This window comes from Dyadobacter sp. HNCC25DJ183, from assembly GCF_056895175.1.
The window spans coordinates 660,687-682,903 of record NZ_JBXHAP010000003.1; the positions used below are offsets into that span (position 1 = coordinate 660,687).

Here is a 22,217-nt window from a genome sequence, read left to right on the forward strand (position 1 = left end):
GCTTGCTTTAAAGAGACAGCGATAAGGCTTTTTTGCATGTACTTGAAAGCTTCTAGCCATGATGCGCTCTCGGCAATTCGACCAATTTACTGCCAAGTCAAAATTTGCGATGGGTGCCTATCAATGATAATTCTGCTAAACTGGAATTTGAATACGGGAATTTAGCTGTGGCTTTCACAGTAAGCTTTGACGCTCAGCACCAGATCGCCGAATAAACCCAGCTCTATTCTTAGTTGACCAAAATCATACCTTTAAATCTTGTTGGTGTTACTCGGTATCCTGACAGCGTACATGCTTACCGCTGCGGTTCTTTAAATTCAATAAAGCCTGTTCATCAGCGTACGTATGTCGGTTACCGTAAAGATGATTAATATCATTCAGGGGAATAGGCCTTGTCATCGTAAATTAGTCTACAACAGGATAACTTAGCAAAACTAGCTGATTAACGAACCTATTGTAAAGCAAGCAAATGGATCATCTGGACTTAGATTAACCGCAGCAGTAACATTTGGAGAATTCGTAGAAAATTCATCTGACATGGACATGAAAACCTGGATAAGTGACGCTGTGCTGATGAAGCATATCGTCAGTGCACTTCATCAAAACTCTCATCTTCATGATGAGAATATACGTGTATCTGTCAACGAGGGGTGGGTATCTCTGGAGGGAAAAGTAGGTCAAGAGTCCGATAGGCAGCTTGTCCAGGAAAGTGTTGAGAGTGTGTTGGGCGTTTATGGCATTACGAACAATCTGACTTTTTCTCGATTTTATTGCGACTAATATTGACAGGAACATGCAAAATATACTTGTGCCTTGCGATTTTTCTGTGTCGGCATTACGTGGGCTTGCCTTTGCAGTTGAAGTAGCTCAGGCAACTTCCGGATCCATTATTGTGCTGTCGGCAATCGGTCAACAGCAAGCAGACGAAGATCCGCTTGTTTCGCAGCGTTATCATGCAGACTTTGAACATTTCCTGGTAAGTATCAGCCATTCGGTTCCTATTACTCACGAGATTCGTTTCGGCAGGCTATTGCCAGCAGTATTGGACATCATTGCTGAAGAATCAGTAGATCTGGTCGTAATGGGTACGCGTGGTTCCCGGGGGTGGGAGAGTACATTCATCGGTTCCAATCTTGAAAAGATTCTGAGACGTTCTCCTGTGCCTGTTTTTGCAGTGAATCAAAAAACGCATTTGAAGAGCCTTAGAAGCATAGTCTTACCCTGCAATCTTGTTTCGGCAGATCAATATGGAATAGGCCAGCTTAAAAAACTACAAGCCTTGCTGAATGCGCGGCTGCACCTGTTGCGGGTTGATACAACACTTGGGATAGATAAGCAAACACTCATGCGGGAAGTCAGGGATTATGCAGCATTTCACGGACTAAAAAACTTCTCTATTAATATTGTCCAAAATACCGACGAAAAAAATGGCATTCTCCACTTTGCCAAAGAGATCAATGCGGATATGATTGCGATGACTACTCAAGGGTCTGTTGATACAGCACATATGTACCGGTTTAGCGTTTCTGCCGATGTAGCCAACCATTCGCATTTGCTCACCTGGACCTGTGTGCAGCAACATCTGCCTTCCGGCTTAATAAAGGAAAAATAACCGGGCTAAATGCCCGGTTATCCTTATGTATGTGCTATAAAAAGCGGGCTATCCAATTTCTCCATAAGCACATCTGCCATGCTTTGACGAAACCATCGCGACACCAGGTTACGCTGGTACGCCCCTAATACCACCAATGACGGTTTTTCACTTTCTTTTAAGTACTTCACAATTTCTTGTTCGGCAGCACCATGCAGAACATGATAACTTGCATTATGAAAGTGTCGCCTCGAAAACTCCTTCATCAGGTGGTTGTCCGGGAGATGCAGGTCCTCGTTCTCTGGTTTAACGGTTAGTATTTCCACCGGAAGCATCTTCATGAACGGCAGCAAATAGCTAAACATCTTGATCGCAAACATGGAAGAAGGCTGTCCGTCGTATAACAATACAATCTTGTTAACCAGCTCAAAATCTTCCGGGACCACCAGCACCGGGCATTGGATATCACCCAACAGATCACGCAGAAAGCCGGTGGGCGGTACTTGTGGTAAGGGCGATAAGGTTTCATTTTTGCCGATAATTAAAAGGTCGGCATACACCGTCTCATGCAGTAATTCCGGCAATGCGAAATTCCGGTCGTGATGGATACTAAATTCAATTTCGGCTTTATGGCAAAGGGCGGTAAATTTCTCTACCGATTCTGCCCTTGAGATAAGGTCTTGCTCATTGCGTTTGCGGAGTTGATGCTCCCAGGGTTCCAGGCGGGGGGCAAGTTCATAGATGGAATAACTGTGATAGCTGAAATCTTCAAGAAATACTCCGACCAGATGCGAACGGGTTTCACGTGCAATCTGAATGGCAAACTGAACAGTGCTTTCTGCATATTTGAGCCCATCAAGGGCAGCAATGATCTTTTTCATGTGTTTCTTAATTTAATGGTAAGATTTGGAAGGCAAATTGTAATAACGTTGATCTGTAAACGCATTCGTAAACGGGAGCGCATGGTCATATATTGATTTCTGTATCAAAGTAACCGTATGCAATGCTCGATTAACCTGATGATGAGTGGTTTGTGATATGATTTACATCAGTTTCCTATTACAATAGAAAGTATGTCAGCCAAGCAGATTTAAGGATACTTTGAAACAAGAAACCTGATGAATGTCATATAGAATGGGTGACGAAGTCAATTAATTTGGTTACAACAACGTATACCTTCGCTGCACCTTTCACTGGGTAAGCTCTTTCCGAAATAGCTAAGATTACCGTGAAAAGCATCAATGACTTTGCTCCTGGTAAACACCAGAAAGGAAGTCTATTGTTTTGTTAACGGGTTTAATATTTAAACATACCTCCATGAATATTTACATTTTACTAGCTCACCCCAATAAGGATAGTTTTAATGGAGGGCTGGCTGATGCTTACGAGAAGAAAATGTTACTGGCGGGGCATCAGGTCCGCCGACAGAATATTGGTGAAATGCAGTTTGACCCGATTCTCTGGAAAGGGTACTCCGTTATTCAGCAGCTTGAACCGGATTTGCAGCAGGCGCAGGAAAATATTCTATGGTGTCAAAAATGGGTGATCATCTATCCGGTATGGTGGGGCTCGGTTCCGGCAATCTTCAAAGGCCTTTTAGACAGGGTATTGCTGCCGGGATTTGGCTTCAAATACCATGAGAAAGATCCATTCTGGGACAAATACCTTGGCAAAAGGTCAGCGCACGTTATTACTACCTCGGACGCGCCCGCGATCTGGTTATGGTGGCAATACGGCAATAGTGATATCAAAGCCATCAGGAAAGCGACACTGGAATTTTGCGGGATCAAACCAGTGAAGGTTACCCGCATCGGCAGGGTCAAGTATCTGGATGAAGAGAAACGCAGTAAGATTATCAAGGATATAGCTGCAGACTAGCACTTTAAATATGGCAAAAGCCTTTCAAGAACTCAGCCCACAGGAATTGGCCCAAAACCTTCAGACGGACATTGCAAAGGGTCTTTCCAGTGCCGAAGCCAAATCCAGGAATCAGCGTTTGGGACTCAATGAGCTGAGCCGCGAGAAACCTGAGAGCCTCTGGGCGATACTGCTCAGGCAGGTCAACAGCCTGATCGTATGGATACTGGCGGTAGCGGCGGTTGTCTCATTTTTAATGGGAGACACAGTAGAAGGCTTTGCCGTCCTGGCTGTTATTGTCATCAATGCGGCAACCGGATTCATACTCGAATATAACGCGCGCGAATCCATGGAAGCGCTTCGCAAACTAGATACGACGCCCGCCAGGGTTCTCAGGGACGGGCTAATCATGGAGATACATTCTGAAAACGTCACCGAAGGCGATATACTGGTGCTGGAAGCCGGCGACCTGGTACCAGCGGACGCCAGCATAGTGCAGTCCAACCAACTTGAAGTAGATGAATCTGCCTTAACGGGCGAATCGCTCCCGTCGGCAAAACGTGTTGAACCCTCGGTTGCTGATGCGTCACTGGGCGACCAGCACAACCGGTTGTTTAAAGGGACTGCCATTACCAACGGAAATGCGAAGGCCATCGTTACCGGCATTGGTCAGGCGACGGAATTGGGCAAAATCGCGACGATGGTGCAGCAGGCCAAACGCACGGCCACGCCGCTTGAAGCCAAACTCGATTCGCTGGCCAAAGTACTGATCTGGATCACGATCGGGTTGGCGATGCTGTTTTTAGTAGTCGGCTTGTTGCGCGGAGAAGAAACCAAGCAGCTGATAGAAACTGCAGTTGCGCTGGCCATTGCAGCTATACCGGAAGGAATGTCGGTGGTAGCAACCGTGGCACTGGCTTACGGGATGCTCAGACTTGCTGAAAAGAAAGTAATCGTAAAACGACTTTCTGCGGTGGAAACGCTGGGCGGGACCAATGTGATTTTTACAGACAAAACCGGCACACTGACCCAGAACAAGATCGAAGTACAGCAACTGCATTTTCCGGCAGGTGATTTGTTGGTAACCTTGCGCCCCGGAAAAAATGGAAGGGAAGAGATGGAACTGGCTGGCGCGGGTTTAGACCTTTCCAGCTCAAAGGAATTTGAACTATTGGCCCGGACAGGGGCACTGGCTAACAATGCGCAACTGAATTCCGGAGAGCCGGAAAGGAAACAGATCGGTGATCCGGTGGAAATTGCATTGCTGCGTTTCGCTGAGGGCGCGGGCATTGATCTGCAAGCTCTTGGTTCGAAATACATCAGAAAGGCAGAAGAGGCGTTCAGTTCGGACACACGCATTATGGGAACGCTGCACGAGTCGGAGGGGACGTACTATGTTTCTGTGAAAGGAGCTGTCGAGGAAGTATCTGAGCTTTGTTTCTGGGAAAGCGATACTGTGAGGATGATGAATTTTAAACACAACCTGACTGTACTCTTCTGGCTGCACAGACAAAAAGCAAAGGCCGACTGCAAAGCCGGATGCGGAGCATCTATATAGTTTTGGATAGAGGTAATACTAATCCGGGTCATAGAATATATTCCACGATACACGCCTGTACTCAAACACAGACAAATTCAGTTCGGAATAGTTTTCCGTAACCCACCAGCATATTTTAGGAGCTGAATTTACCATCCCATACAGGCTCAAACCCAGCCCTGTATTTCGACATGTTATAGCCGTGTTGAATCGCTTCTTTTGTCACAATCAATCTATTTGTCGACTTGAATATTAATTGGTTACCATTTTTCGTGACTGGTAAAGAGTTAAATGAGCTTGATAGTTCAGCGTAGTCGGGTGAAAAGAATTTGATGTATTTAGACATTTCGCGGCGCACAACATGCCAGGCCAGCTTTACGTATTTTTTAAAATGCCTTCTCAAAACCGGAACAATTGAATGCGAAGCCCAGATTTAGCTTGCTAAGTAGATTTTCTCGTCAGATAGCTTGATTAAAGCAGTACGATCTACTCAAACAGCCCGAAACCGATTGATCCTAATGAATAGCCGCAGAACATTTCTAAAAAGCAGCATGGCGCTGGCCGCAGTAACCGCTCTTGACCTGCCCATTAAAAAAGGCAAACAAAAATTGTCGTTCTCTACATTGGGCTGTCCCAAATGGACGCTGACCGAAATTGTGACCACCGCAGCCAGAGAGGGATACGACGCAGTGGAAATACGCGGATTGCAGGGAGAACTTTATCTGCCTAAATGTCCTGAATTCAGCACGCCTGAGCAGATTGCTACAACCCGCAAGCTTTTTGCGGACAATCAAATCAAGATCTGCAACCTGGGCGCCTCCACTGCCCTGCACCATCTCGATCCAGAAAAACGCAAAAAGAACCTGGATGAAGGACGTGCTTTTATCGACCTCGCGCAGCAGCTCGGCTGTCCTTACGTGCGTGTGTTTCCCAATGATCTTCCCAAAGATCAGGATCGAGAGAAAACGATCAATATGATTGGAGAGGGGCTGCTGGAACTTGGCCATTATGCCAAAGGAAAGCATGTGACCGTATTGCTGGAATCTCACGGGGAGGTCATCTGGAAGGACGTGTTGCTGCGCATCATGAAACAGGCCGATCACCCGAATGTGGGGCTGATCTGGGATATCTACAATATGTGGTCGATTACCAAAGAGTCGCCTGCGGAAGTGTACGCGACGCTGAAACAATACATCCGGCACGCGCATATCAAAGACGGCAGGCAGGTCGATGGCAAACCGGCTTATACTTTCATCGGCAAAGGCGAGGCCCCGCTCACCGAAGCGATCAATGCACTCGAAGAAGGCGGATACAAAGGGTATTACAGCTTTGAATGGGAGAAAATGTGGCATCCCGAAATCCCGGAACCTGAGCTTGCTTTCGCTGATTATCCCGGCGCAATCAAACCTTACTTTAAAGCCGGCCGCCGCTAGATGTGACCTTATTTAAAAAATTCACCCCAATCAAATATGGCATTAGCAAGGTTATAGCCGGGATATAGGACACATAATTGGCAATTGCAAGCGGCGCGGGGAGGCTGGCGGGCAGCAGGTTTAATAGTACGCCCAGGCAACAAAAGAAAATATAAATAGAGCTGGCAAGCCGACTTAGATGGCCCGATCTCCTTAGCGCATAAGCGAAGATAGCTGTGCCGCAATAGATTAGTGTTACTTCAATCATTCTTACAGCCATGAAGGCTGTGGATACTGTTTGAAGCCAGTCGGGCTTGGCGGGCGCCCCTGGTTGAGAATATTTCACAAATACATTCGTCAGAAAAAATCCCCAGTAGATCATGTTTGCGATGAAAGGGGGAAGTGCTATTACAAACATCGTCTTGCCGACCTTTGCGAAACGCACACCCTGGCCGCTTCTAAGCATATCATACATTCTTAAAAAACCTATCGTGGTGAACGTACCGCTCACGATCAGAATGCAGTATCTCAATTGCTGCTCCCATGCCAGCGCGGCCCATCCCTCGGCAGTTTCAGGCGGCGGTCCCATTCCGGCAAAAACAGAAATTGGCGCCCAGGACATGATTAAGGGCCATGCGATGCTGCGAACCGTCTCACTTTTTGCATCTCCCAGCGTCTTCAAAGCCAGGAGCATCACCAGCATATTCAGGAACCAGCCTGGCAGGTAAATCCAATGGGATTGGTGCCCGAAAACAAAAGCCATCACAGTCACCATGGCGGGAACGGCAAGGAGGAAGATGTAGCTGAGTTTCTGGGGGAAAGTTTTCATTAAAAAACAAACGTCAAGTACATATCAATGTATGAATGGTAAAGGACAATGCAATGACAATCAGCGTTTTCTTGTATCAATGATGCCTGCTAATTGCCTGACCAGTGCCAGAATGATGCGCCATCATTCATTCAATACTATCCCAATCAAGGTAATGATGGAAAGCTTCGCGAGTGTTTCAAATTTGTGTCAGGTAGCAGGAATTGAGCTGATCTAGAAATCCAAAGTACAAGCAAGCCAGCGTCCTAAAATAGAATTGTCCAGAAATGCATATAAAGTGCTGGTGCAAAGCTGGAATCCCGACAGCGTGAAGCCCCGTCGCACTGGAATTTATCGAAGAGTTCAAGATACTGTTATTGAACAATGCTAGCCGGGTGCTAGGTATTTTTGAAGTTTCCAAAGGTGGGATTTCAGGAGCAAGTGCCGATGTAAGGATCGTTTTCGCAGCTGCTTTGAAAGCCAATGCGACAGGAATTATCCTGGCTCACAATCACCCTTCCGGCCAGCTCGTGCCGAGTGATGCTGATAAGTATGTTACTGAGAATATGAGAAAGGCTAGAGAGTTACTGAATTTCCGGGTTCTGGATCATTTGATCGTGACGGCGGAAGGGTTTTGCTCGTTCGCCAATGAGTGAATTATGTAGTGTTGCTACATTGATTGCCTGACAAACAATTTTCAAATCCAAGGTGCTTTAAGTAAGAGTTTTTGTTGTACCCGTAAAAAAGATTTTTTGCACCTCTAATTGAGAAAGACGAGTAGTGGATACTTCCAGAACTATTCATTTGAAAGTGTCTGGATGAGATGGGTGAAATTATTTCAAGATCGTAAGTGACTGTCAATTAAATGCTAGTAAGACCGAGAAGAACAGTTACAAACAGAGAATTGTCTTAGTGAGGAGTTCCTCGTGTTTGAAAGAGCGTAGGTTTCTATCTTTGTGGATGAAGATGATAAACATTACCACCAACCCGCCTGACCTTTATGACCGTTAAATAACAATTTTTGAGAAATCAAGGTTTTATCAAAGTACTTACAATGAAACTTTTATATTGCAATTCTTGACTTTACCGGTTAATACAACCTCCTGATATTTAACGAGTATGGATCCATTTCTAAAATGGGCTGGCGGAAAACGTTGGCTTATCACTAAGCATAAAAATCTCCTGCCGACCAGAGACAGTTATAATAATTATTTTGAACCTTTTTTGGGTGGTGGTGCTGTCTTTTGTCATATGCAGCCTGCCAGCGGCGTATTGAGTGACATCAATTATGATTTGATCAATGTATATGCTGCGATCAAAGATTCTTGGCGGGATATTGTTGATCTACTGAGAATACATAATGCGAATCATGGTCCAGATTACTACTACAGCGTTCGCCAGTCGCGTCTTACGAATGATATTGAGGAGGCTGCGCGTTTCATTTACTTAAATCGAACCTGTTGGAATGGCCTCTACAGAGTCAACAGAAAAGGAGAGTTTAATGTGCCCATTGGCACAAAATCGAGTGTGATTTTACCAAACGACGATTTTGAAGGAATGTCATTTTTATTGCAGGACCTAGATTTGGTAGCGTGCGATTTCGAGACGACGCTAAATATGGCTGGCGATCAAGACTTTGTATTTGTGGATCCTCCATACACTGTGAAACATAATTTTAATGGATTCGTAAAATACAATGAAAACATATTTTCTTGGGATGATCAAGTTCGTCTAAGCCACGCAATAAAATCAGCAGTTGGTAGAGGAGTAAAAGTGTTGCTTATGAATGCACACCATGAATCAATTATCGATTTGTATCAAGGTGTCGGTGATATGTATCCATTGGAACGTGCAAGTGTGATAGCGGGTAACGCAATGGCGAGAGGCATTTATTCAGAACTTGTTGTCAAATCCTGGTGAAATGTTGAAGAGAATTAGACCGTTTCAGGCAATATCTGAATACTTTAAAGCGCAGGATTTTAGCATTGGACTAAGCAGCGCTGGAGAGGCATTCTGGTTAATGGGTCTTTCAATAGGGCCATTGTTAATAAATATTTTGATAGCACTGATCTCTGAGGAAAGTGCAGCTGCTTGGAGAACGAAGATTATTCCCGGTGAAATGCTGTCTTACAGTTTGAGTTTTCTAGCACCAGTTCTCTATTTGATGCTTGTCAAGGCGCACGGTACGTCATATAAGCTTCCGCTGTTATCCATAGTATCGTTTGTGGCATTAATAGTGTATTTATCTTCGGCACTGTTATATCTTATTATGAAAAACGGATGGGTTAAGAATATCGATTCTGTCCCTAAAACACATGGATACTTCTTCAATGTGGTGATTCTATTCGTTTGTATAAGTGTGATATTTCGTATTTATGCTATATATCATGGTAAACGACTGTCAAATTTTTCGCAAGATCGCTCCAAGCAGCAAGTGGATTTCAATGAATCATTTCGACAAAAATTAAATAACTAATAATACATGTACCCAAGTTTAACTATTCCCGTAATTAAGGTTTCACAAGGAATCGGGGAATTTTTTATCGGAAGGATGAGTGCTGCGGACCTTGTGAGTATCTCATACGCTGACGTAAGAAGAATTAAGGATGAACAGCGTGAAGTGGAAAAATATCTAGGGATTCAACGCCCTCTTGATATGACTCGTGTAAAAAAAATCAAAGAATACATACAATCTCCAGATGCTTCATTTCCGACTGGAGTAGTTTTGTCTGTGGATCAGAAATGTGCAGAATTTGACGAGAAGGGGTTTTTGACTCTGACATCATTTTCCTCGGATTACACCGAAGATTTTGTGCCAGTAGAGAAAATAGCAAAGGTTTTAGACGGTCAACACAGAATAGCAGCTTTTACCGATGATAAAGGCCAACTAGATATGTTTCTCGGTAAATTGAATGATGAGTTTCAATTTAATGTAGTAATATTCATTGGTTTAGATATAGATGAGCAAGCAAACATATTTGCGACAGTAAATCTAGCACAAACAAAGGTTAATAAAAGTTTGGTTTACGATTTGGAGGGACTTTCAAAGACTAGAAGCCCTTTTAAATCTTGCCATCAAATTGCGGTCGCGTTAGATAGCGCAGATGCGAATAGCCCTTTATATCATCGTATCAAACGGCTTGGGGTTAAAACAAAAGGCAGGGATAGTTCCGAGCCGCTTACCCAAGCTGTATTTGTTGAGTCATTAGTCAAAATGATTTCGCCTGACCCATTCGCGGACAGAAAAGCTTATATGCTAAATAAAATACCTAGAAGGTTTTTTGGTGATGAGCTACGCAAGTATCCATTTAGAAATCTTTTTATCGATGAAAGGGATAGTGAAATCGCTGTGATAATCTATAACTACTTCAAGGGCGTAGAGGAGATGTGGCCTAAGGCTTGGCAGGATGTTTCCAAAGAAGGAAACATCCTGCCTCGTTCAAATGCGTTTAAGGCATTAATGAGATACCTCAGGGATATCTACCCAAATGTCTCGTCAATGGCTCAATTAGAAATTCCGACTCCGAGCGATTTTCGGAGTGTTTTTTCTACCATTCAAGTTTCTGACGAAGATTTCACTTCTGGAAATTTCAAACCCGGTAGCGGTGGAGAATCGGCATTTTATAAATTGTTGACGGGTACGTTGAGTATTGAGGATTTAAAGAACTAGCATTGTTTACTAGAATTAAGATTGTCAATGTTGTTACAATTGTATATTTGTCTTCTCCTCTTCTATTTGATTAATCGTAATTCTTTCAATAATCCGAAACAAAATTTCCAAATTATTGGAGTCTAAAAGAATTACTCTTCCATTCAATTCTTCATGATGATAACGCCAACTTTCAAATCCACGGTTATGCATCGAGAGCAAGTTAGGTAAAGTTCCAGAATACGACTTTCTCATCTGAGCGCCCTTTTGTGTGTCTACTGAGTCATAAAGGAATATTGCACCAGAGTTCTTTGTCTTCTGATGCCTTAGGGTTTCATATTCTATACTTATGATTTCCTTTAAATTGCTCGGAAGTGCCTCAAATAATTTATCTATTTTATGGCCGGTAGCTTTCCGGCCTACCACGTTGGCTAATAAAAGTAGAGTCTTCAACAATATTTCTAATCCGAACAACATATTAGTGCCGCCAGTAGCTACATATATACTCCTATTCAAAGTGTCTTTTACGGGAGTTCGGTCATACTTGTTCACAAATTTTTGCCCCAGCGCAAAAAAAGTTTTAGCCGTTTCAAGCATCAGAATTTCACGGTAAATCGCCATAAACCTAGTTATCTGGCTCCAATCAACCGCTCCAACCGCCCCATCATCTCATCCTTCTCCTTCAACATCCGCTCATACAAAGCAATTTTCTCCTCATGAAGCTGAATGATTTTTTCCACAGGATTTAAATAAAAGGTGCCTTGATTAAACGAATTATCACTTGAATGATCATGGTAAGTATTAGAAATAATATTCACTGCCTTCTCTTCATCAAAATTCCGAATCGCCTCAGCAGGTATTTTCAGAATAGCTGCAACCTGCTCCAAGATATTATTATCGATCTTTTCCCTCTGTTCGAGCAAAGAGACTTTCTGCTGATTCCAGTCTTCGCCGAGCTCGAATGCGAGGTGATCTTGTTTGATCGAGAGCATTTCTCTGAACCTCTTCAAGTTACGGCCTTCGTGAATCTTCGGATTGGAGGTAGTATGTGCCATGCGGAAAGGGTGTTTGGTTAAAAAAGGCAATTTATATAAATCTCCCGGGAAGTGCCCGGATATCTTACGGTGTTGCAATGTACTTTACCGGGCGGAGTTGCTGCGTATCGCTAGCGGGCAGTTCATTTCGCCACAATCCTGGTGTATGCTAAATTCCTTGTAACCTTCTTCGTGCCGTTTTGCTCTTCGTAATATGTCTCTGTGTAATGCGAATCGTCCACGATTTGCAGGACTCTTTGTTTCTTGATCTTAAAACCCAGCCGTAATTCGCTTTCCCACTCGTATGTGAAAACAGCAGTATTGGGATTGTAATTGCCAAGTTGAATATCGATGTTACTCCCAATATGATTGTTAATTGAACTGGAAATAAATGCCTTCTTTACGTTGTCATAACCTTCAATTTCCATTTCCTGGTAATTTTCGAGCTTCATTTGTCCGTTAGCAATCGGGATCTGCAGTTTCCCGCCTGTTACTTCAACCACATAGAACCGCCGTTCGTAAATCGGTTTCCTCGTAATTGTTCCTTTGACAAAAGGCAGATTTTTATCTTGGAATGCCCAGTCACAATGAAAAAAGAAAAAAGCCCCACCGGGCTAAAATCCTGACTTCATCGGTCGGAGGCCGTAAGACCTACCATACCGATGAAGTCAGGATTTATATAAATGATATTCTAAACAGTAACGCTGTGCTCTTCGAGCAGCGCAATCAAGGCTTTCGCCGTAGGCCCTGCCGATAATGGGTTTTGGCCTGTCACCAGGAGGCCCGACGTTTCCACATGGCTCATAAACGGAAGAGCCGCGCTATGGAAATCGGCTCCCAGTTCTTTCAGTCGTGTTTCCAGCTTGTAAGGTACATTGTCTGCCCGCAACGACAGTGTTTCCTCGGCATTCGTAAAACCGGCGATCCGCTTCCCTTCGAGAAAGCCAGGTTGTAGCTCAGCGGCTTTGATCAGCGCGGCAGGCCCATGACACACAGCGCCCACGGGTTTGCCGGCAGCAATATAATCCAGTATCAATCGTCCGCTGAAAGTATCTGTGGCAAGGTCCCAGATTGGGCCGTGTCCTCCCGGATAGAATACCGCATCGTAAATGGTCGGATCCACATTGGATAATACATGTGTATGCTCAAACGCCGCCAGTGCTGCTGCGTCGTCATTGAACCTGCGGTTGGATTCGGTAATGTTTTCAGTGAGCGTGCTCATCGGATCAATCGGAGGTTTGCCTCCTGCAGGACTGGCCAGCGTTACCTGGTAGCCAGCATCAATAAATTCGTAATAAGGGTCGGTAAATTCGCCCAACCAGACACCTGTTTTACCGTCGGTGTTTTCCATCGCCTCGTGTGAGGTCAGGATCATCAAAATGCTTTTCATCGTTTCCGTTTTTAGTTTAATGAAGTTTAACTAGTGAAGCGCGTTAAACAAAACTTATGCCATCAGGCAACGCGTCTGGATGAAGATCTCCAACTTTGAAGGTTTTATCCTGCTCGAAGCATTGAGATAATTGGGCACAATTGGAAGGGAGCCTGGCTCTATTTTCAACCTTTATCCGTTCAATCCCGAAATGTTCAGTTTTTGTACAAAAAAGGTCAGACGCTCTTTACAATCCAGTCTTGAACAATCTTAGTTAAGTCGTCCTTGCTCGTTTCAATCGACTCAAGTGTGTTAAAGCTTGCAATAGCCCTATCATTTTCCTTCCAAAGCAAAAGGTGATTTTCATCTTCGATTAACCGGGCAACTGGTTGTTCTTTGACCTTTGCTCCCCGGTGAAAGATCAGTTGAATTTTGGTCGGTGGCAAAATTTTCATCGTGATCCTATCCTCGCCGCCAACCGAATAGTTGGGTCCATTCCATTTGATGTTTTCGTTAAGCCGGGCGTCCGCGGATAATATGATGGAGCGCAAGGCATCAATTTCACTCCTGAGCGGATGAGCAAGATCATCCAGAAATTGGGTTACCTCTGTATTACTGGCTAGGTCTTTCGTGTTCATTGGTTTTTGGCATCTGTGATTCACAAAGCTAATGTCTGCCTCATTGACAAGGGTAGGGGATACAAGACAATCGTGATGGCGGATCGGGACAGCAGTGCGGGATGTTTGAATTTCGATAGCATCTGTTTGATCGGGGTAATGCCCGGGCTGGATGGCCATCCTACTTTTGCGATATCAAAATACCGGATATGGAAAACAGAAAAACATGGTTTGTCACAGGCGCTTCAAAAGGCCTGGGATTGACATTAGTGAAGCAGTTATTGCAGGCAGGCCACCAGGTATCAGCTACTTCCCGTAACACGGCCGGCCTCGTTGAGGCAGTCGGCTTCCAGGGAGATGCATTTTTACCATTAAGTGTGGAACTGGATAGCGACGAAAGCGTCGCGGCAGCCATTGGGCATGCGGATCAACATTTCGGCCGGATCGACGTGGTGGTCAACAATGCTGGTTACGGCATCGGCGGGAGCATGGAAGAGCTGACAGACAAGGAAGTTCGCGATAGTTTTGACATCAACGTATTTGGTACGGTCAATGTCATCCGCCACGTTTTGCCTGTGATGCGCCAGCAAGGATCAGGTCATATTATCAACATTTCTTCGATTGCTGGTATTGCCCCGAGCGCAGGCTGGTCGGTTTACGCTGCTGCAAAACATGCAGTGATCGGTCTTACCGAAGTGCTGGTCGACGATGTCCGTCACCTGGGCATCAAAGTGACGCTGGTGGCTCCCGGCGCTTTTCGCACAAACTTCAACAATCCGGATTCGCTGGTATTGTCGCAGCGCAAAATCGATGCTTATTCGGAAGTACGGTCCCTGCAGGAAAAGTTTGCGGCCAAGAGCGGCACGCAGGTCGGCGATCCGGCAAAAGCTGCAAAAGCCATGATTGAAGTGACCGAAATGGCACAGCCACCTTTGTATTTACTTTTGGGTAGCGACGCTTATGCGCGCGCATTCGCCAAGTTGAATTTGCTGTCTTCTTCGTACAAGGAATGGGAAGTGCTGACGAAATCGACGGATTATGATGTTTAATACTGTCTCTGCACGGTCGAAAGTAGTTCATGAGGATACCCCATCCGGATGGTGCTGACGTTATCGAGCCGGGTTATTTGTTCGGTATCCAGCTTAATATCCAAAACTTTCAGACTCGTTTCGAGATGCGATAGAGTACTTGCGCCGATAATGGGGAAAACGCCTTTGGTCATTACCCAGGCCGTTGCTACCTGCCCGGGCGTTACACTAAGCTCTTCCGCTATCAATTCCAGTTCGTCAATGATCGATTTTGTTTGCGGGTCTTCCTCGTAGTCGGTGTCGGATTTTGTCAGCCGGCCAGACGAGCCATGCCTGTATTTTGCAGTAAGTAATCCCCCTGCCAGTGGGGAATAGCACATCATTCCCAGTCCGAAATGCGTTGCCATCGGTTTCAGTTCACGCTCTGCCGCCCTTTGGACAAGGTTATATTCAAATTGTATAGCGTGCAACGGCATGGAAGCAGCAATCGAAGCTGCTTTCCAGGCCGGAAAGTTTGCCAGGCCTGTATATAAAACCTTACCAGAATCAACAAGATCTTCCAGGCCACGGGCAATTTCGTCCAGCGGTGTAATGCCATCATCGTAGTGGGGGATATAGATGTCGATATAATCCGTTTTCAGCCGTTTCAAACTACCTTCAACGGCCTGCCGTATGGCTTTGCGATGGTTCCCGGAATTCACTGCCGAGGGATTGGGCTCCCCGCCCGCTGTGTACTTGGTGCAAAAAATAAAATTGTGGCGACTGCTCGCGGTAAACTTGCCGACGATCTCCTCCGCTTCGCCAAATTGATAGCGGTCCGATAAATCAATGAAGTTGCCACCTGCATCGGCATAAGCGGACAAAATTTGTATTGCTTCTTCTGCGGATGTCCCGTTTCCGCGGCGCTGGCCCAATTGTGAGCCGCCCATGATCAACTCGCTGACGGGCAACCCTGTTTGTGTTCCGAATAATTTCTGTTTCATCATACAAAGGACAACCCTGGCCAATTCTCAGTCAAGTATGGCTAAATTCAGCCGTACCAAAAAACTTTATCTTTGCAGGATGTACGAGCGAAAATTACCGGTAGAAACAGAATGCGGGCTCCATCTTTTCATGGAAGTGTTGAACGGAAAATGGAAGATCAAACTCATTTGGTGTATCCATTGCGGTATCAACCGCCCCGGAGAGTTGCGGCGTAAAATTCCAAAGGCATCGCGCAGATTGCTGGATACGCAGTTGACACAGTTGGTGGAGCATGGTATCTTATCTAAAACCAGCTTTGATCAAAAACCATTGAAAGTTGAATACAAGCTTACCCGGTTAGGCGAAAGCCTGATTCCCGTCATTGAATCGACAGCGAAGTGGGGTGAAGCTAATCGGAGTATATTGGAACCACTATTTAGCCCAGTGTAGTCTGCGTGAGTGGCTTAAATGTTCAGCCACTCACTATTGTTTACGAATTTCAAAAAAAGCACTTGCAAACAGGTTCCCTCCACCTTTCACCCATTCATTCCGTTTCAAGAAGTTTTTTCAGGTTCTGCCCAAGGAGATTATCCCATCCCATTTCAAACCGCTCTCTTCGGAAATGTGGATGGTCAGGAAAACTTTCCAACTGTGTCTGGGTAACCCGTAACCTGGTCGAGCTGCCCTCCTTAAATAAATCAAAACTAACATCAGAGATTCCCGGATAGCCTTTGTATGCCCAACTATGGGTCAATGTCCTTCCCTCCACGACATTCGTAACAAACCATTCTTTTTGGTAGCCGGCATTGTCATCCTCAAATTCGAATTTAAACCCGACTACCGCTTCAAACTTTCGAAGTTGTGGGAAATACCATCTCTTCATCTCCTCCCTGTTCGTTAAAGCTTTCCAAACTTTCGCAATGGGCGAGTTGTACGTAAATTCTTTTATCAGTGGACTGCTCATAGTTATCAGGCTCGACTTAACTAATTGATTCAGAATGCGGACATCCAATTTCCCAAATATGCCCAAACGGATCTTTGAGCTTTCCAATCTTCCAATCTTCTTCAACCGTTACCGGACAAATTTGAGTTGCTCCGGCCTTTAATGCCTTGGCGAATATGGTGTCGGGGTCGGGAGTGGTTAAAATCATGCGAACTGCCGATCCTCCTAAGGTTGTGGGGCTGAGATTGTCAAATTCCGGTTCTTCATCTCCGATCCAGAAGTCTGCATTGCCTATTCTGACCCTGGCATTTGTTCTGCCATTGTTGGTATACTTTTCCAATATAATTGCATCGAATGCCGCTTCGTAGAAAGTAGCTGCCTTTGTAGCATCAATTACGACCAGAAAAGGTGTAATGTCTAGTTTAATGTCCATGCTCGTAAGTGATTTGAAATTTGTTTCAACTAATTTGAACTTTGGTATTTGACAGGGCTTTTTAGTTGAAACAAGGTTGACCCTTCGTTTATTCCATAAAGAACCCATTACAGCTTTAAATACTTTCGCCTTTTTGGCCTGTTCCGCAAGTAGAGCTAGACCTTAACCCGAGTTTGAAACAAAACCCACGTTGGTAATGAAATTGAAATTAATAGCCGCATGCACAGTACTGCTTTCCGCCTGTTTTTCAATGGGCTTCAAAAAGGAAGTGCCTGCTTCCAGGACACCGAACATCGTTCTGTTCTTCATTGACGATCTGGGCTACGGAGATCTTTCTGTCACCGGCGCGCTAGGTTATACCACGCCGAACCTGGACAAAATGGCCGCGGAAGGTACGCGTTTTACAAATTTTATGGCCGCTCAGGATTTTCAATATCCAAAAGCATTGTATCACCTGACGCGCGATCCTGGCGAACGTTACGATGTTTTGGAACAAAATCCGGAAATCGTGGCTGAACTGGAAAAGATTGCCGATGCAGCCCGCGAGGATATGGGCGACGATTTGCAGCAAAAACAAGGAAAAAATGTAAGACCTGTGGGACAGGTTTCAATGAGATAAAATCTTTGCCCTGGTCCCCGCCGGCTTGTTTGCTCATGCTTTTCGGCACGTGCCCGCACTAACTTAATAGTATGGCGATCTTTTGAGCAGGCCGAGGCGTAGATAGCCTGAACTTGACCTGCAACACATGAAGAACTCACCGAGCCTTTTTGACTGGCATGTTCCTGCGGGTAGGGGTATGGCTCCTTGCACTTCAGATGGTGGGCGCTATGTCCCCCTTGTTTCTTTATCCAGCCGAGCTTTTCTCTGGCACATTGCACGCACCAAACCTGGAAGCACAATACATTATTAAGGATATAATTTTAATAGCAGCAGGGATGGTCATTGCATCCACTTGGACCGGTGCACGCATCGTTGCAAGGCCACAAGGGTTTAGGACCACCTTGAGTAAAAGAGTTGCCGGGGTTTTGGTGAGTTGATGAAAGTATTTGTTCATCAACGGATAACTGGCATTTGTCGCCGGTGAGGCCCCGGCCTTTACGCAAAAATGCTTCTTCCTTACTTCTGATTTTTTGTCACCAGCTTTTGGGTATAGGCAACGCGCTTGTCGGTTAAATCCCAATGAAGGAGTTCTTGCGCTACCAAGGCGCCGTGCTTTTTACTTATATCCCGAAGTGCGTTGCCTACCGATTTGCGTACATACTCACTTTCGCTCCCTTTCAGTTGCGCAATAAGGCCGATTGCGATTTGCGGATGTTCCTTGAAGTAGGGGCGGGAAGTCCAGATACGCAATCCTTCCACCGCAGCCCGGTTCAGGTTTGGATTTTCATGCAGAAGCCAGGTTTTGATTTCAGCCAAGGACGCTTCATAACCGATGCGGCTGCAATAATAATCAAAGGCTTTCGCCAGCATTTCCTGCACGCGCCAGTTCGGGTCTGTCGCTACGATAGACTTCAATGCTTGTAATGCCTGCTCATTCTCTGCGGCGAGCTGTCCCAGCAGGAAGGTGCCGAGCATGCGCGCCTGGTATGTTTCATTCCCGAGTAGCTCTAATGCAATCGGAAGAATGTCTGATTGTTTGTCTTCCAGTATGTTTTTGCCGGCCTCTTCAATGTGTTTAAAGCCGTGCTCGGTTTTTTGGAGTTCATTGATAATTTCTTCAAGCATATTAGATGAGTTGTTTAAGAAACATTGTACTGTGAGGTTGGAAAGCCCGCTTTTGACCCTGCAAACTTAGTAGGAAACTGGACAACCATTCCGAATGGACAACCATATTTACGATGGACCTTAGACGAGAAAATATGGTCTTATATAGAACCAACTTTAAGGAGGAGGCAATATTTGAAAAGTGTCAGTAAAGAGGTGGGTGTAAGTCTTATAAACGCCTCTTACGAACCGGACAGAAACTGTCCGGTTTTATCTGATGAAAATCTTAGCACATTACAGCTTGCATTTGTTTACAAGACTTAATCAAAATGTCAATCCTTCAAAAGCTCCGGCGTGATCATCGCGTCGGTACTATGGCGTGGTAATTTGTAGACGTCGCCTTTTGAATTAGTGAAATACAAGAACGATTCGGAAGGTTTCCGGCCGTGACCGTCAGCCCATATTCCGTAAAAATCCGGCTTGGCCGCAACAGGTTTGCGGACGTACGAGTGGTTCATGGTGCTGTTTTGTGTCATTTGCTTTTCCTTGTTCCAGGTTTTGCCACCGTCTTTACTCAGCCACATTGCCACCTCACCACCTGGGTTATACGCCTGCGGGCCATCCACCGTCGGGCCGATCACTTTCAACACTTTGTCCGATTCCACGTAAAGGGAGCCCATATCGTAATTACTGTCCGACGTGGTGACTACGTTGCGGTCCCACTTGTTTTGCTTCCAGCGGAAAAGCGTCCATTCTCTCGGATTGTTGCCCGGTCCCGCCTCAAAACCCTTGCTCGAAATAACCAGTATCGCAGGTTTTTGCTTGGGATCAAATGTGATATCGAGCAGGTAGCAGTTCAGTTTCTCGCTTGCATAATCATGCACTACCGCAAGATTCTTGGCATCGGTAAGCGGAAGTTGTGCTTGCTCACCCTGTATATTCTGCCAGGTTTGTCCGAAATCTGACGTTTCCAGGTATTGCAGATTCGTCCGGTAATTGAGTCCTTTTCCGAGCGGATGGTAATCAAAAGCGACACCTACTTTCCCATTCAACTCAGTGCTCACCTGATAATGCCCTTCCTGAATATGCGCCAGCACTTTCCATTCATTCCAACGGACACCGTCTTTGGTGGTGTTAAAACCGATCACGCGCTGGCCTTTCGAATTGTACTTGGTAAAAAGCGCGATGAAACCTTTGCCTTTGATCGGATACACCTGAAAATAAGAGAAGTTGTTGAATGGTACTTCCTTTCCATCCACGATTTCAGTTGCCTTTATCGTCTCAAAAGCTTCAATATCATAGGGTTTTTTACTCTTGTGAATGTAAGATGGCCGCGATGTTCCGTGTGAGGTGGAGAAAATCCAGATATAGCCCTGATCATCAATGGAAATCACAGGATTATCGTGAGCATCGGTCGTTTTTTTGTCCAGTAATATTACCGGGTTTGCCAGTTTGCCGGTTTTATGATCAAAGTAGGATACGTTGTGAAGCAGCGTAGAGTTGGTATCGTCGGTGCCGCCGAAACAGAAAAACGTCTTGTTCACCTTTTTTGCATAGATCGCAAATGGACGGTGATTTGCCGGATACACAGCCAGTCCGCCGCTGTATTTGTATACATACTCATCTTTGGAAGGCTGGTTCATGTACCAGATACCTTTAAAACCATCTGCCTTTTTCAGGATCATTTCCGCTTCGGCATATTGAAGGTCCGGGTGGACTGTCTGCGCGAATGAAGGGATGGTAAAAAAAGTCAGTAAAAAGGCACAGGTTAATGCAATTGATTGATTCCTCATTTTTTGATTATTAGTGATTAAAAACGTACTGACCTGAAATCAGTAACCCGGGTTTTGCTTGATCCTGTCCGGATTGATCTGGATCTGGGTGAGCGGGATCGGGAGCAGCAACCGGAAAGGCTGTACATTGAACCCCTTGGCATTCATTACTTCGATCGCCCGGCCGGTGCGTGTGAGGTCGAACCACCGGTGATTTTCAAACGCCAGCTCAACGCGCCTTTCCTGTTCAACCGCCAGTCTGAAAGCCGCCTGGGAAGGAATTTCCTGGCTCGTCTTGTCGGCAAGCCCAGCTCGTTTTCTGATCGTATTCAATAGAACAAAAGCTTCTCCGCCAGCCACATACCCCACTTCATTCAATGCCTCGGCACGCATGAGCAGCACATCGGCATAGCGCAGCACAGGCCAGTTGTTATCCGAATCGCCGCCCGCGAATGGCGCAGGATCCAGGTATTTTTTTACAAAAAGCGCGGGTACAAATTTTCCACCGCTGGTATATCCCTGCGCCAGGGAAGCTTCTTTTCGGAGATCTCCTGCCTCATAAGCTTTATCCATATCTGCCGTCGGCAGGTTATGCCCGCTACCCGCGCCGATGGTTGTTACAGCAGCACCGGCGAGTCGTGGCGCAAATGCATTGTTGAACGGACTTCCTAGTCCATATCCGCCTTTTTTGTATTGCACCTCAAACAGTGACTCTTTATTGTTCTTGTTGCTGATCTTGAAAATGTCGGCATAGGAGGGAAGCAGTTCATACATTTTTGAATCAATAATTTCCTTGGTTTCGGCAGCAGCTTCGGCCCATTTTTTCTGGGTTAAAAAAACCTTCGCGAGCATACCTGTCGCCGCGCCGGACGTAGCCCGACCGACGTTCGTTCCCGTGTAACTCGCTGGCAGCTTTTGTTTTGCCTCCTGCAAATCCTTGACAATCTGCGCGTACACTTCTTCTGCCGGGTTACGCGTATAGGTATAGCCGGATGATACATCGGTCGTTTCTGTCAAAACCAGCGGAACATCCCCGAAAATCCTGACGAGATTAAAGTACATCAGCCCCCGGAGAAATTTTACCTCAGCAACAAAACGATCCTTCAATGCCTGGTCCATTGTAACGCCGCCCATCCGATCGATAACCGTATTGCAGGCCAGAATGCCGCGGTAATGGTCGTTCCATGTTGTACTTGCAATCCCATTGTTGCTCAATGTGGTGAATGCGTCTATCTGCGAAATGTCGATGCCGCTCTGGGCGTCGAGAATTTCCGTATTGTCGGACATGGTTTCCCCGATTGCATACATGCTCAGGTTATACATTCCATTGAATTGAAGCGAGGCATAAGCCGCATTGACAGCATTGAGCATATCTTCCGCATTGCGGTAAAAGTTGACACTGTTGGTGTCCGATATGGGCGCGAGTTCCAGAAATCCCTTTTTACAGGAGGGTAGGGTAAAAGCGACCAGTAATATGAGTATCCGATATAATTTCATAT

General features: G+C 45.5%; 26 protein-coding genes. 13 read left to right on the forward strand and 13 right to left on the reverse strand.

Annotated elements, in window-relative coordinates:
* Positions 1–89 precede the first annotated feature (89 nt).
* The 3 genes from AC1XTG_RS10340 (at position 90) to AC1XTG_RS10350 (ending at position 1,612) form a co-directional block, all read left to right on the forward strand.
* A complete protein-coding gene (locus AC1XTG_RS10340; RefSeq protein WP_484841966.1) occupies positions 90–215 on the forward strand; it encodes a hypothetical protein in 126 nt (41 codons plus the stop codon).
* Between the two features lie 328 nt (positions 216–543).
* On the forward strand, positions 544–780 hold the full coding sequence (locus AC1XTG_RS10345) for a BON domain-containing protein (protein WP_484841922.1): 237 nt from the start codon (positions 544–546) through the stop codon (positions 778–780).
* 13 nt (positions 781–793) lie between these two features.
* Entirely contained in the window at positions 794–1,612 is an 819-nt protein-coding gene (locus AC1XTG_RS10350) for a universal stress protein (RefSeq protein WP_484841923.1), read from the forward strand.
* Positions 1,613–1,635: 23 nt separating this feature from the next.
* Here AC1XTG_RS10350 and AC1XTG_RS10355 read toward each other — a convergent pair whose 3' ends face one another.
* The gene (locus AC1XTG_RS10355; RefSeq protein WP_484841924.1) at positions 1,636–2,472 is read right to left on the reverse strand and encodes a universal stress protein; all 837 of its coding nucleotides are present in this window, start codon (positions 2,470–2,472) and stop codon (positions 1,636–1,638) included.
* A 436-nt stretch (positions 2,473–2,908) separates the two neighbouring features.
* Here AC1XTG_RS10355 and AC1XTG_RS10360 point away from each other — a divergent pair, with 436 nt between their 5' ends.
* The 3 genes from AC1XTG_RS10360 to AC1XTG_RS10370 all read left to right on the forward strand — a co-directional run bounded on the left by AC1XTG_RS10360 (position 2,909) and on the right by AC1XTG_RS10370 (position 6,418).
* Positions 2,909–3,469, forward strand: coding sequence for an NAD(P)H-dependent oxidoreductase (locus AC1XTG_RS10360; RefSeq protein WP_056288811.1), 561 nt, complete (start codon positions 2,909–2,911; stop codon positions 3,467–3,469).
* 10 nt (positions 3,470–3,479) lie between these two features.
* Positions 3,480–5,006, forward strand: a complete 1,527-nt coding sequence (locus AC1XTG_RS10365; RefSeq protein ID WP_484841925.1) for a cation-translocating P-type ATPase — start codon at positions 3,480–3,482, stop codon at positions 5,004–5,006.
* Positions 5,007–5,503: 497 nt separating this feature from the next.
* Entirely contained in the window at positions 5,504–6,418 is a 915-nt protein-coding gene (locus tag AC1XTG_RS10370; protein WP_484841926.1) for a TIM barrel protein, read from the forward strand.
* On the opposite strand, the gene AC1XTG_RS10375 is transcribed toward AC1XTG_RS10370, so the two are convergent.
* Positions 6,399–7,226, reverse strand: a complete 828-nt coding sequence (locus AC1XTG_RS10375) for a hypothetical protein (RefSeq protein WP_484841927.1) — start codon at positions 7,224–7,226, stop codon at positions 6,399–6,401. The genes AC1XTG_RS10370 and AC1XTG_RS10375 overlap by 20 nt on opposite strands.
* A 374-nt stretch (positions 7,227–7,600) precedes the next feature.
* On the opposite strand from AC1XTG_RS10375, the gene AC1XTG_RS10380 reads away from it, so the two are divergent.
* From AC1XTG_RS10380 to AC1XTG_RS10395, 4 genes are all read left to right on the forward strand, one after another.
* A complete protein-coding gene (locus AC1XTG_RS10380) occupies positions 7,601–7,861 on the forward strand; it encodes a JAB domain-containing protein (RefSeq protein WP_484841928.1) in 261 nt (86 codons plus the stop codon).
* 463 nt (positions 7,862–8,324) lie between these two features.
* Positions 8,325–9,125, forward strand: coding sequence for a DNA adenine methylase (locus AC1XTG_RS10385; protein WP_484841929.1), 801 nt, complete (start codon positions 8,325–8,327; stop codon positions 9,123–9,125).
* 1 nt (position 9,126) lies between these two features.
* Positions 9,127–9,681, forward strand: coding sequence for a hypothetical protein (locus tag AC1XTG_RS10390; RefSeq protein WP_484841930.1), 555 nt, complete (start codon positions 9,127–9,129; stop codon positions 9,679–9,681).
* 6 nt (positions 9,682–9,687) lie between these two features.
* Positions 9,688–10,875 (forward strand): DGQHR domain-containing protein, encoded by a 1,188-nt coding sequence (locus AC1XTG_RS10395; RefSeq protein WP_484841931.1) that lies wholly within the window; start codon positions 9,688–9,690, stop codon positions 10,873–10,875.
* Positions 10,876–10,908: 33 nt separating this feature from the next.
* On the opposite strand, the gene AC1XTG_RS10400 is transcribed toward AC1XTG_RS10395, so the two are convergent.
* From AC1XTG_RS10400 to AC1XTG_RS10420, 5 genes are all read right to left on the reverse strand, one after another.
* Positions 10,909–11,475, reverse strand: a complete 567-nt coding sequence (locus tag AC1XTG_RS10400) for a hypothetical protein (RefSeq protein ID WP_484841932.1) — start codon at positions 11,473–11,475, stop codon at positions 10,909–10,911.
* Positions 11,476–11,483: 8 nt separating this feature from the next.
* On the reverse strand, positions 11,484–11,909 hold the full coding sequence (locus AC1XTG_RS10405) for an XRE family transcriptional regulator (protein ID WP_484841933.1): 426 nt from the start codon (positions 11,907–11,909) through the stop codon (positions 11,484–11,486).
* 122 nt (positions 11,910–12,031) lie between these two features.
* Complete coding sequence (locus AC1XTG_RS10410; protein WP_484841934.1) at positions 12,032–12,391, reverse strand: DUF1579 family protein; 360 nt, start codon at positions 12,389–12,391, stop codon at positions 12,032–12,034.
* 188 nt (positions 12,392–12,579) lie between these two features.
* Positions 12,580–13,278 (reverse strand): type 1 glutamine amidotransferase domain-containing protein, encoded by a 699-nt coding sequence (locus AC1XTG_RS10415; protein ID WP_484841935.1) that lies wholly within the window; start codon positions 13,276–13,278, stop codon positions 12,580–12,582.
* Positions 13,279–13,493: 215 nt separating this feature from the next.
* Entirely contained in the window at positions 13,494–13,895 is a 402-nt protein-coding gene (locus tag AC1XTG_RS10420) for a DUF1801 domain-containing protein (RefSeq protein WP_484841936.1), read from the reverse strand.
* A 188-nt stretch (positions 13,896–14,083) separates the two neighbouring features.
* Between AC1XTG_RS10420 and AC1XTG_RS10425 the strand changes: the two genes are divergently transcribed.
* Complete coding sequence (locus tag AC1XTG_RS10425) at positions 14,084–14,923, forward strand: oxidoreductase (protein WP_484841937.1); 840 nt, start codon at positions 14,084–14,086, stop codon at positions 14,921–14,923.
* On the opposite strand, the gene AC1XTG_RS10430 is transcribed toward AC1XTG_RS10425, so the two are convergent.
* Entirely contained in the window at positions 14,920–15,888 is a 969-nt protein-coding gene (locus AC1XTG_RS10430) for an aldo/keto reductase (protein WP_484841938.1), read from the reverse strand. The genes AC1XTG_RS10425 and AC1XTG_RS10430 overlap by 4 nt on opposite strands.
* Positions 15,889–15,922: 34 nt before the next feature.
* On the opposite strand from AC1XTG_RS10430, the gene AC1XTG_RS10435 reads away from it, so the two are divergent.
* Complete coding sequence (locus AC1XTG_RS10435; RefSeq protein WP_484841939.1) at positions 15,923–16,315, forward strand: winged helix-turn-helix transcriptional regulator; 393 nt, start codon at positions 15,923–15,925, stop codon at positions 16,313–16,315.
* 94 nt (positions 16,316–16,409) lie between these two features.
* Here the strand turns inward: AC1XTG_RS10435 and AC1XTG_RS10440 are convergent, their stop codons facing one another.
* Positions 16,410–16,829, reverse strand: coding sequence for an SRPBCC family protein (locus AC1XTG_RS10440; RefSeq protein WP_056288765.1), 420 nt, complete (start codon positions 16,827–16,829; stop codon positions 16,410–16,412).
* A gap of 16 nt (positions 16,830–16,845) precedes the next feature.
* A complete protein-coding gene (locus AC1XTG_RS10445) occupies positions 16,846–17,241 on the reverse strand; it encodes a VOC family protein (RefSeq protein ID WP_484841940.1) in 396 nt (131 codons plus the stop codon).
* A 196-nt stretch (positions 17,242–17,437) separates the two neighbouring features.
* On the opposite strand from AC1XTG_RS10445, the gene AC1XTG_RS10450 reads away from it, so the two are divergent.
* Complete coding sequence (locus AC1XTG_RS10450; RefSeq protein ID WP_056288762.1) at positions 17,438–17,860, forward strand: sulfatase-like hydrolase/transferase; 423 nt, start codon at positions 17,438–17,440, stop codon at positions 17,858–17,860.
* A 498-nt stretch (positions 17,861–18,358) separates the two neighbouring features.
* Here AC1XTG_RS10450 and AC1XTG_RS10455 read toward each other — a convergent pair whose 3' ends face one another.
* The 3 genes from AC1XTG_RS10455 to AC1XTG_RS10465 all read right to left on the reverse strand — a co-directional run bounded on the left by AC1XTG_RS10455 (position 18,359) and on the right by AC1XTG_RS10465 (position 22,215).
* Positions 18,359–18,967, reverse strand: a complete 609-nt coding sequence (locus AC1XTG_RS10455; RefSeq protein ID WP_484841941.1) for a HEAT repeat domain-containing protein — start codon at positions 18,965–18,967, stop codon at positions 18,359–18,361.
* A gap of 311 nt (positions 18,968–19,278) precedes the next feature.
* A complete protein-coding gene (locus AC1XTG_RS10460) occupies positions 19,279–20,739 on the reverse strand; it encodes a BNR-4 repeat-containing protein (protein ID WP_484841942.1) in 1,461 nt (486 codons plus the stop codon).
* 39 nt (positions 20,740–20,778) lie between these two features.
* Positions 20,779–22,215 (reverse strand): RagB/SusD family nutrient uptake outer membrane protein, encoded by a 1,437-nt coding sequence (locus AC1XTG_RS10465; RefSeq protein WP_484841943.1) that lies wholly within the window; start codon positions 22,213–22,215, stop codon positions 20,779–20,781.
* Positions 22,216–22,217: the final 2 nt, after the last annotated feature.

Bases quoted from the DNA above. Each gene is read 5' to 3' on its own strand.
- AC1XTG_RS10365 (WP_484841925.1), top strand. From the start codon at position 3,480: ATGGCAAAAGCCTTTCAAGAACTCAGCCCACAGGAATTGGCCCAAAAC.
- AC1XTG_RS10440 (WP_056288765.1), bottom strand. From the start codon at position 16,829: ATGAGCAGTCCACTGATAAAAGAATTTACGTACAACTCGCCCATTGCG.
- AC1XTG_RS10435 (WP_484841939.1), top strand. From the start codon at position 15,923: ATGGCTAAATTCAGCCGTACCAAAAAACTTTATCTTTGCAGGATGTAC.
- AC1XTG_RS10465 (WP_484841943.1), bottom strand. From the start codon at position 22,215: ATGAAATTATATCGGATACTCATATTACTGGTCGCTTTTACCCTACCC.
- AC1XTG_RS10430 (WP_484841938.1), bottom strand. From the start codon at position 15,888: ATGATGAAACAGAAATTATTCGGAACACAAACAGGGTTGCCCGTCAGC.
- AC1XTG_RS10370 (WP_484841926.1), top strand. From the start codon at position 5,504: ATGAATAGCCGCAGAACATTTCTAAAAAGCAGCATGGCGCTGGCCGCA.
- AC1XTG_RS10360 (WP_056288811.1), top strand. From the start codon at position 2,909: ATGAATATTTACATTTTACTAGCTCACCCCAATAAGGATAGTTTTAAT.
- AC1XTG_RS10425 (WP_484841937.1), top strand. From the start codon at position 14,084: ATGGAAAACAGAAAAACATGGTTTGTCACAGGCGCTTCAAAAGGCCTG.
- AC1XTG_RS10420 (WP_484841936.1), bottom strand. From the start codon at position 13,895: ATGAACACGAAAGACCTAGCCAGTAATACAGAGGTAACCCAATTTCTG.
- AC1XTG_RS10405 (WP_484841933.1), bottom strand. From the start codon at position 11,909: ATGGCACATACTACCTCCAATCCGAAGATTCACGAAGGCCGTAACTTG.
- AC1XTG_RS10390 (WP_484841930.1), top strand. From the start codon at position 9,127: ATGTTGAAGAGAATTAGACCGTTTCAGGCAATATCTGAATACTTTAAA.
- AC1XTG_RS10415 (WP_484841935.1), bottom strand. From the start codon at position 13,278: ATGAAAAGCATTTTGATGATCCTGACCTCACACGAGGCGATGGAAAAC.
- AC1XTG_RS10445 (WP_484841940.1), bottom strand. From the start codon at position 17,241: ATGGACATTAAACTAGACATTACACCTTTTCTGGTCGTAATTGATGCT.
- AC1XTG_RS10460 (WP_484841942.1), bottom strand. From the start codon at position 20,739: ATGAGGAATCAATCAATTGCATTAACCTGTGCCTTTTTACTGACTTTT.
- AC1XTG_RS10355 (WP_484841924.1), bottom strand. From the start codon at position 2,472: ATGAAAAAGATCATTGCTGCCCTTGATGGGCTCAAATATGCAGAAAGC.
- AC1XTG_RS10345 (WP_484841922.1), top strand. From the start codon at position 544: ATGAAAACCTGGATAAGTGACGCTGTGCTGATGAAGCATATCGTCAGT.
- AC1XTG_RS10395 (WP_484841931.1), top strand. From the start codon at position 9,688: ATGTACCCAAGTTTAACTATTCCCGTAATTAAGGTTTCACAAGGAATC.
- AC1XTG_RS10450 (WP_056288762.1), top strand. From the start codon at position 17,438: ATGAAATTGAAATTAATAGCCGCATGCACAGTACTGCTTTCCGCCTGT.
- AC1XTG_RS10350 (WP_484841923.1), top strand. From the start codon at position 794: ATGCAAAATATACTTGTGCCTTGCGATTTTTCTGTGTCGGCATTACGT.
- AC1XTG_RS10375 (WP_484841927.1), bottom strand. From the start codon at position 7,226: ATGAAAACTTTCCCCCAGAAACTCAGCTACATCTTCCTCCTTGCCGTT.
- AC1XTG_RS10400 (WP_484841932.1), bottom strand. From the start codon at position 11,475: ATGGCGATTTACCGTGAAATTCTGATGCTTGAAACGGCTAAAACTTTT.
- AC1XTG_RS10385 (WP_484841929.1), top strand. From the start codon at position 8,325: ATGGATCCATTTCTAAAATGGGCTGGCGGAAAACGTTGGCTTATCACT.
- AC1XTG_RS10455 (WP_484841941.1), bottom strand. From the start codon at position 18,967: ATGCTTGAAGAAATTATCAATGAACTCCAAAAAACCGAGCACGGCTTT.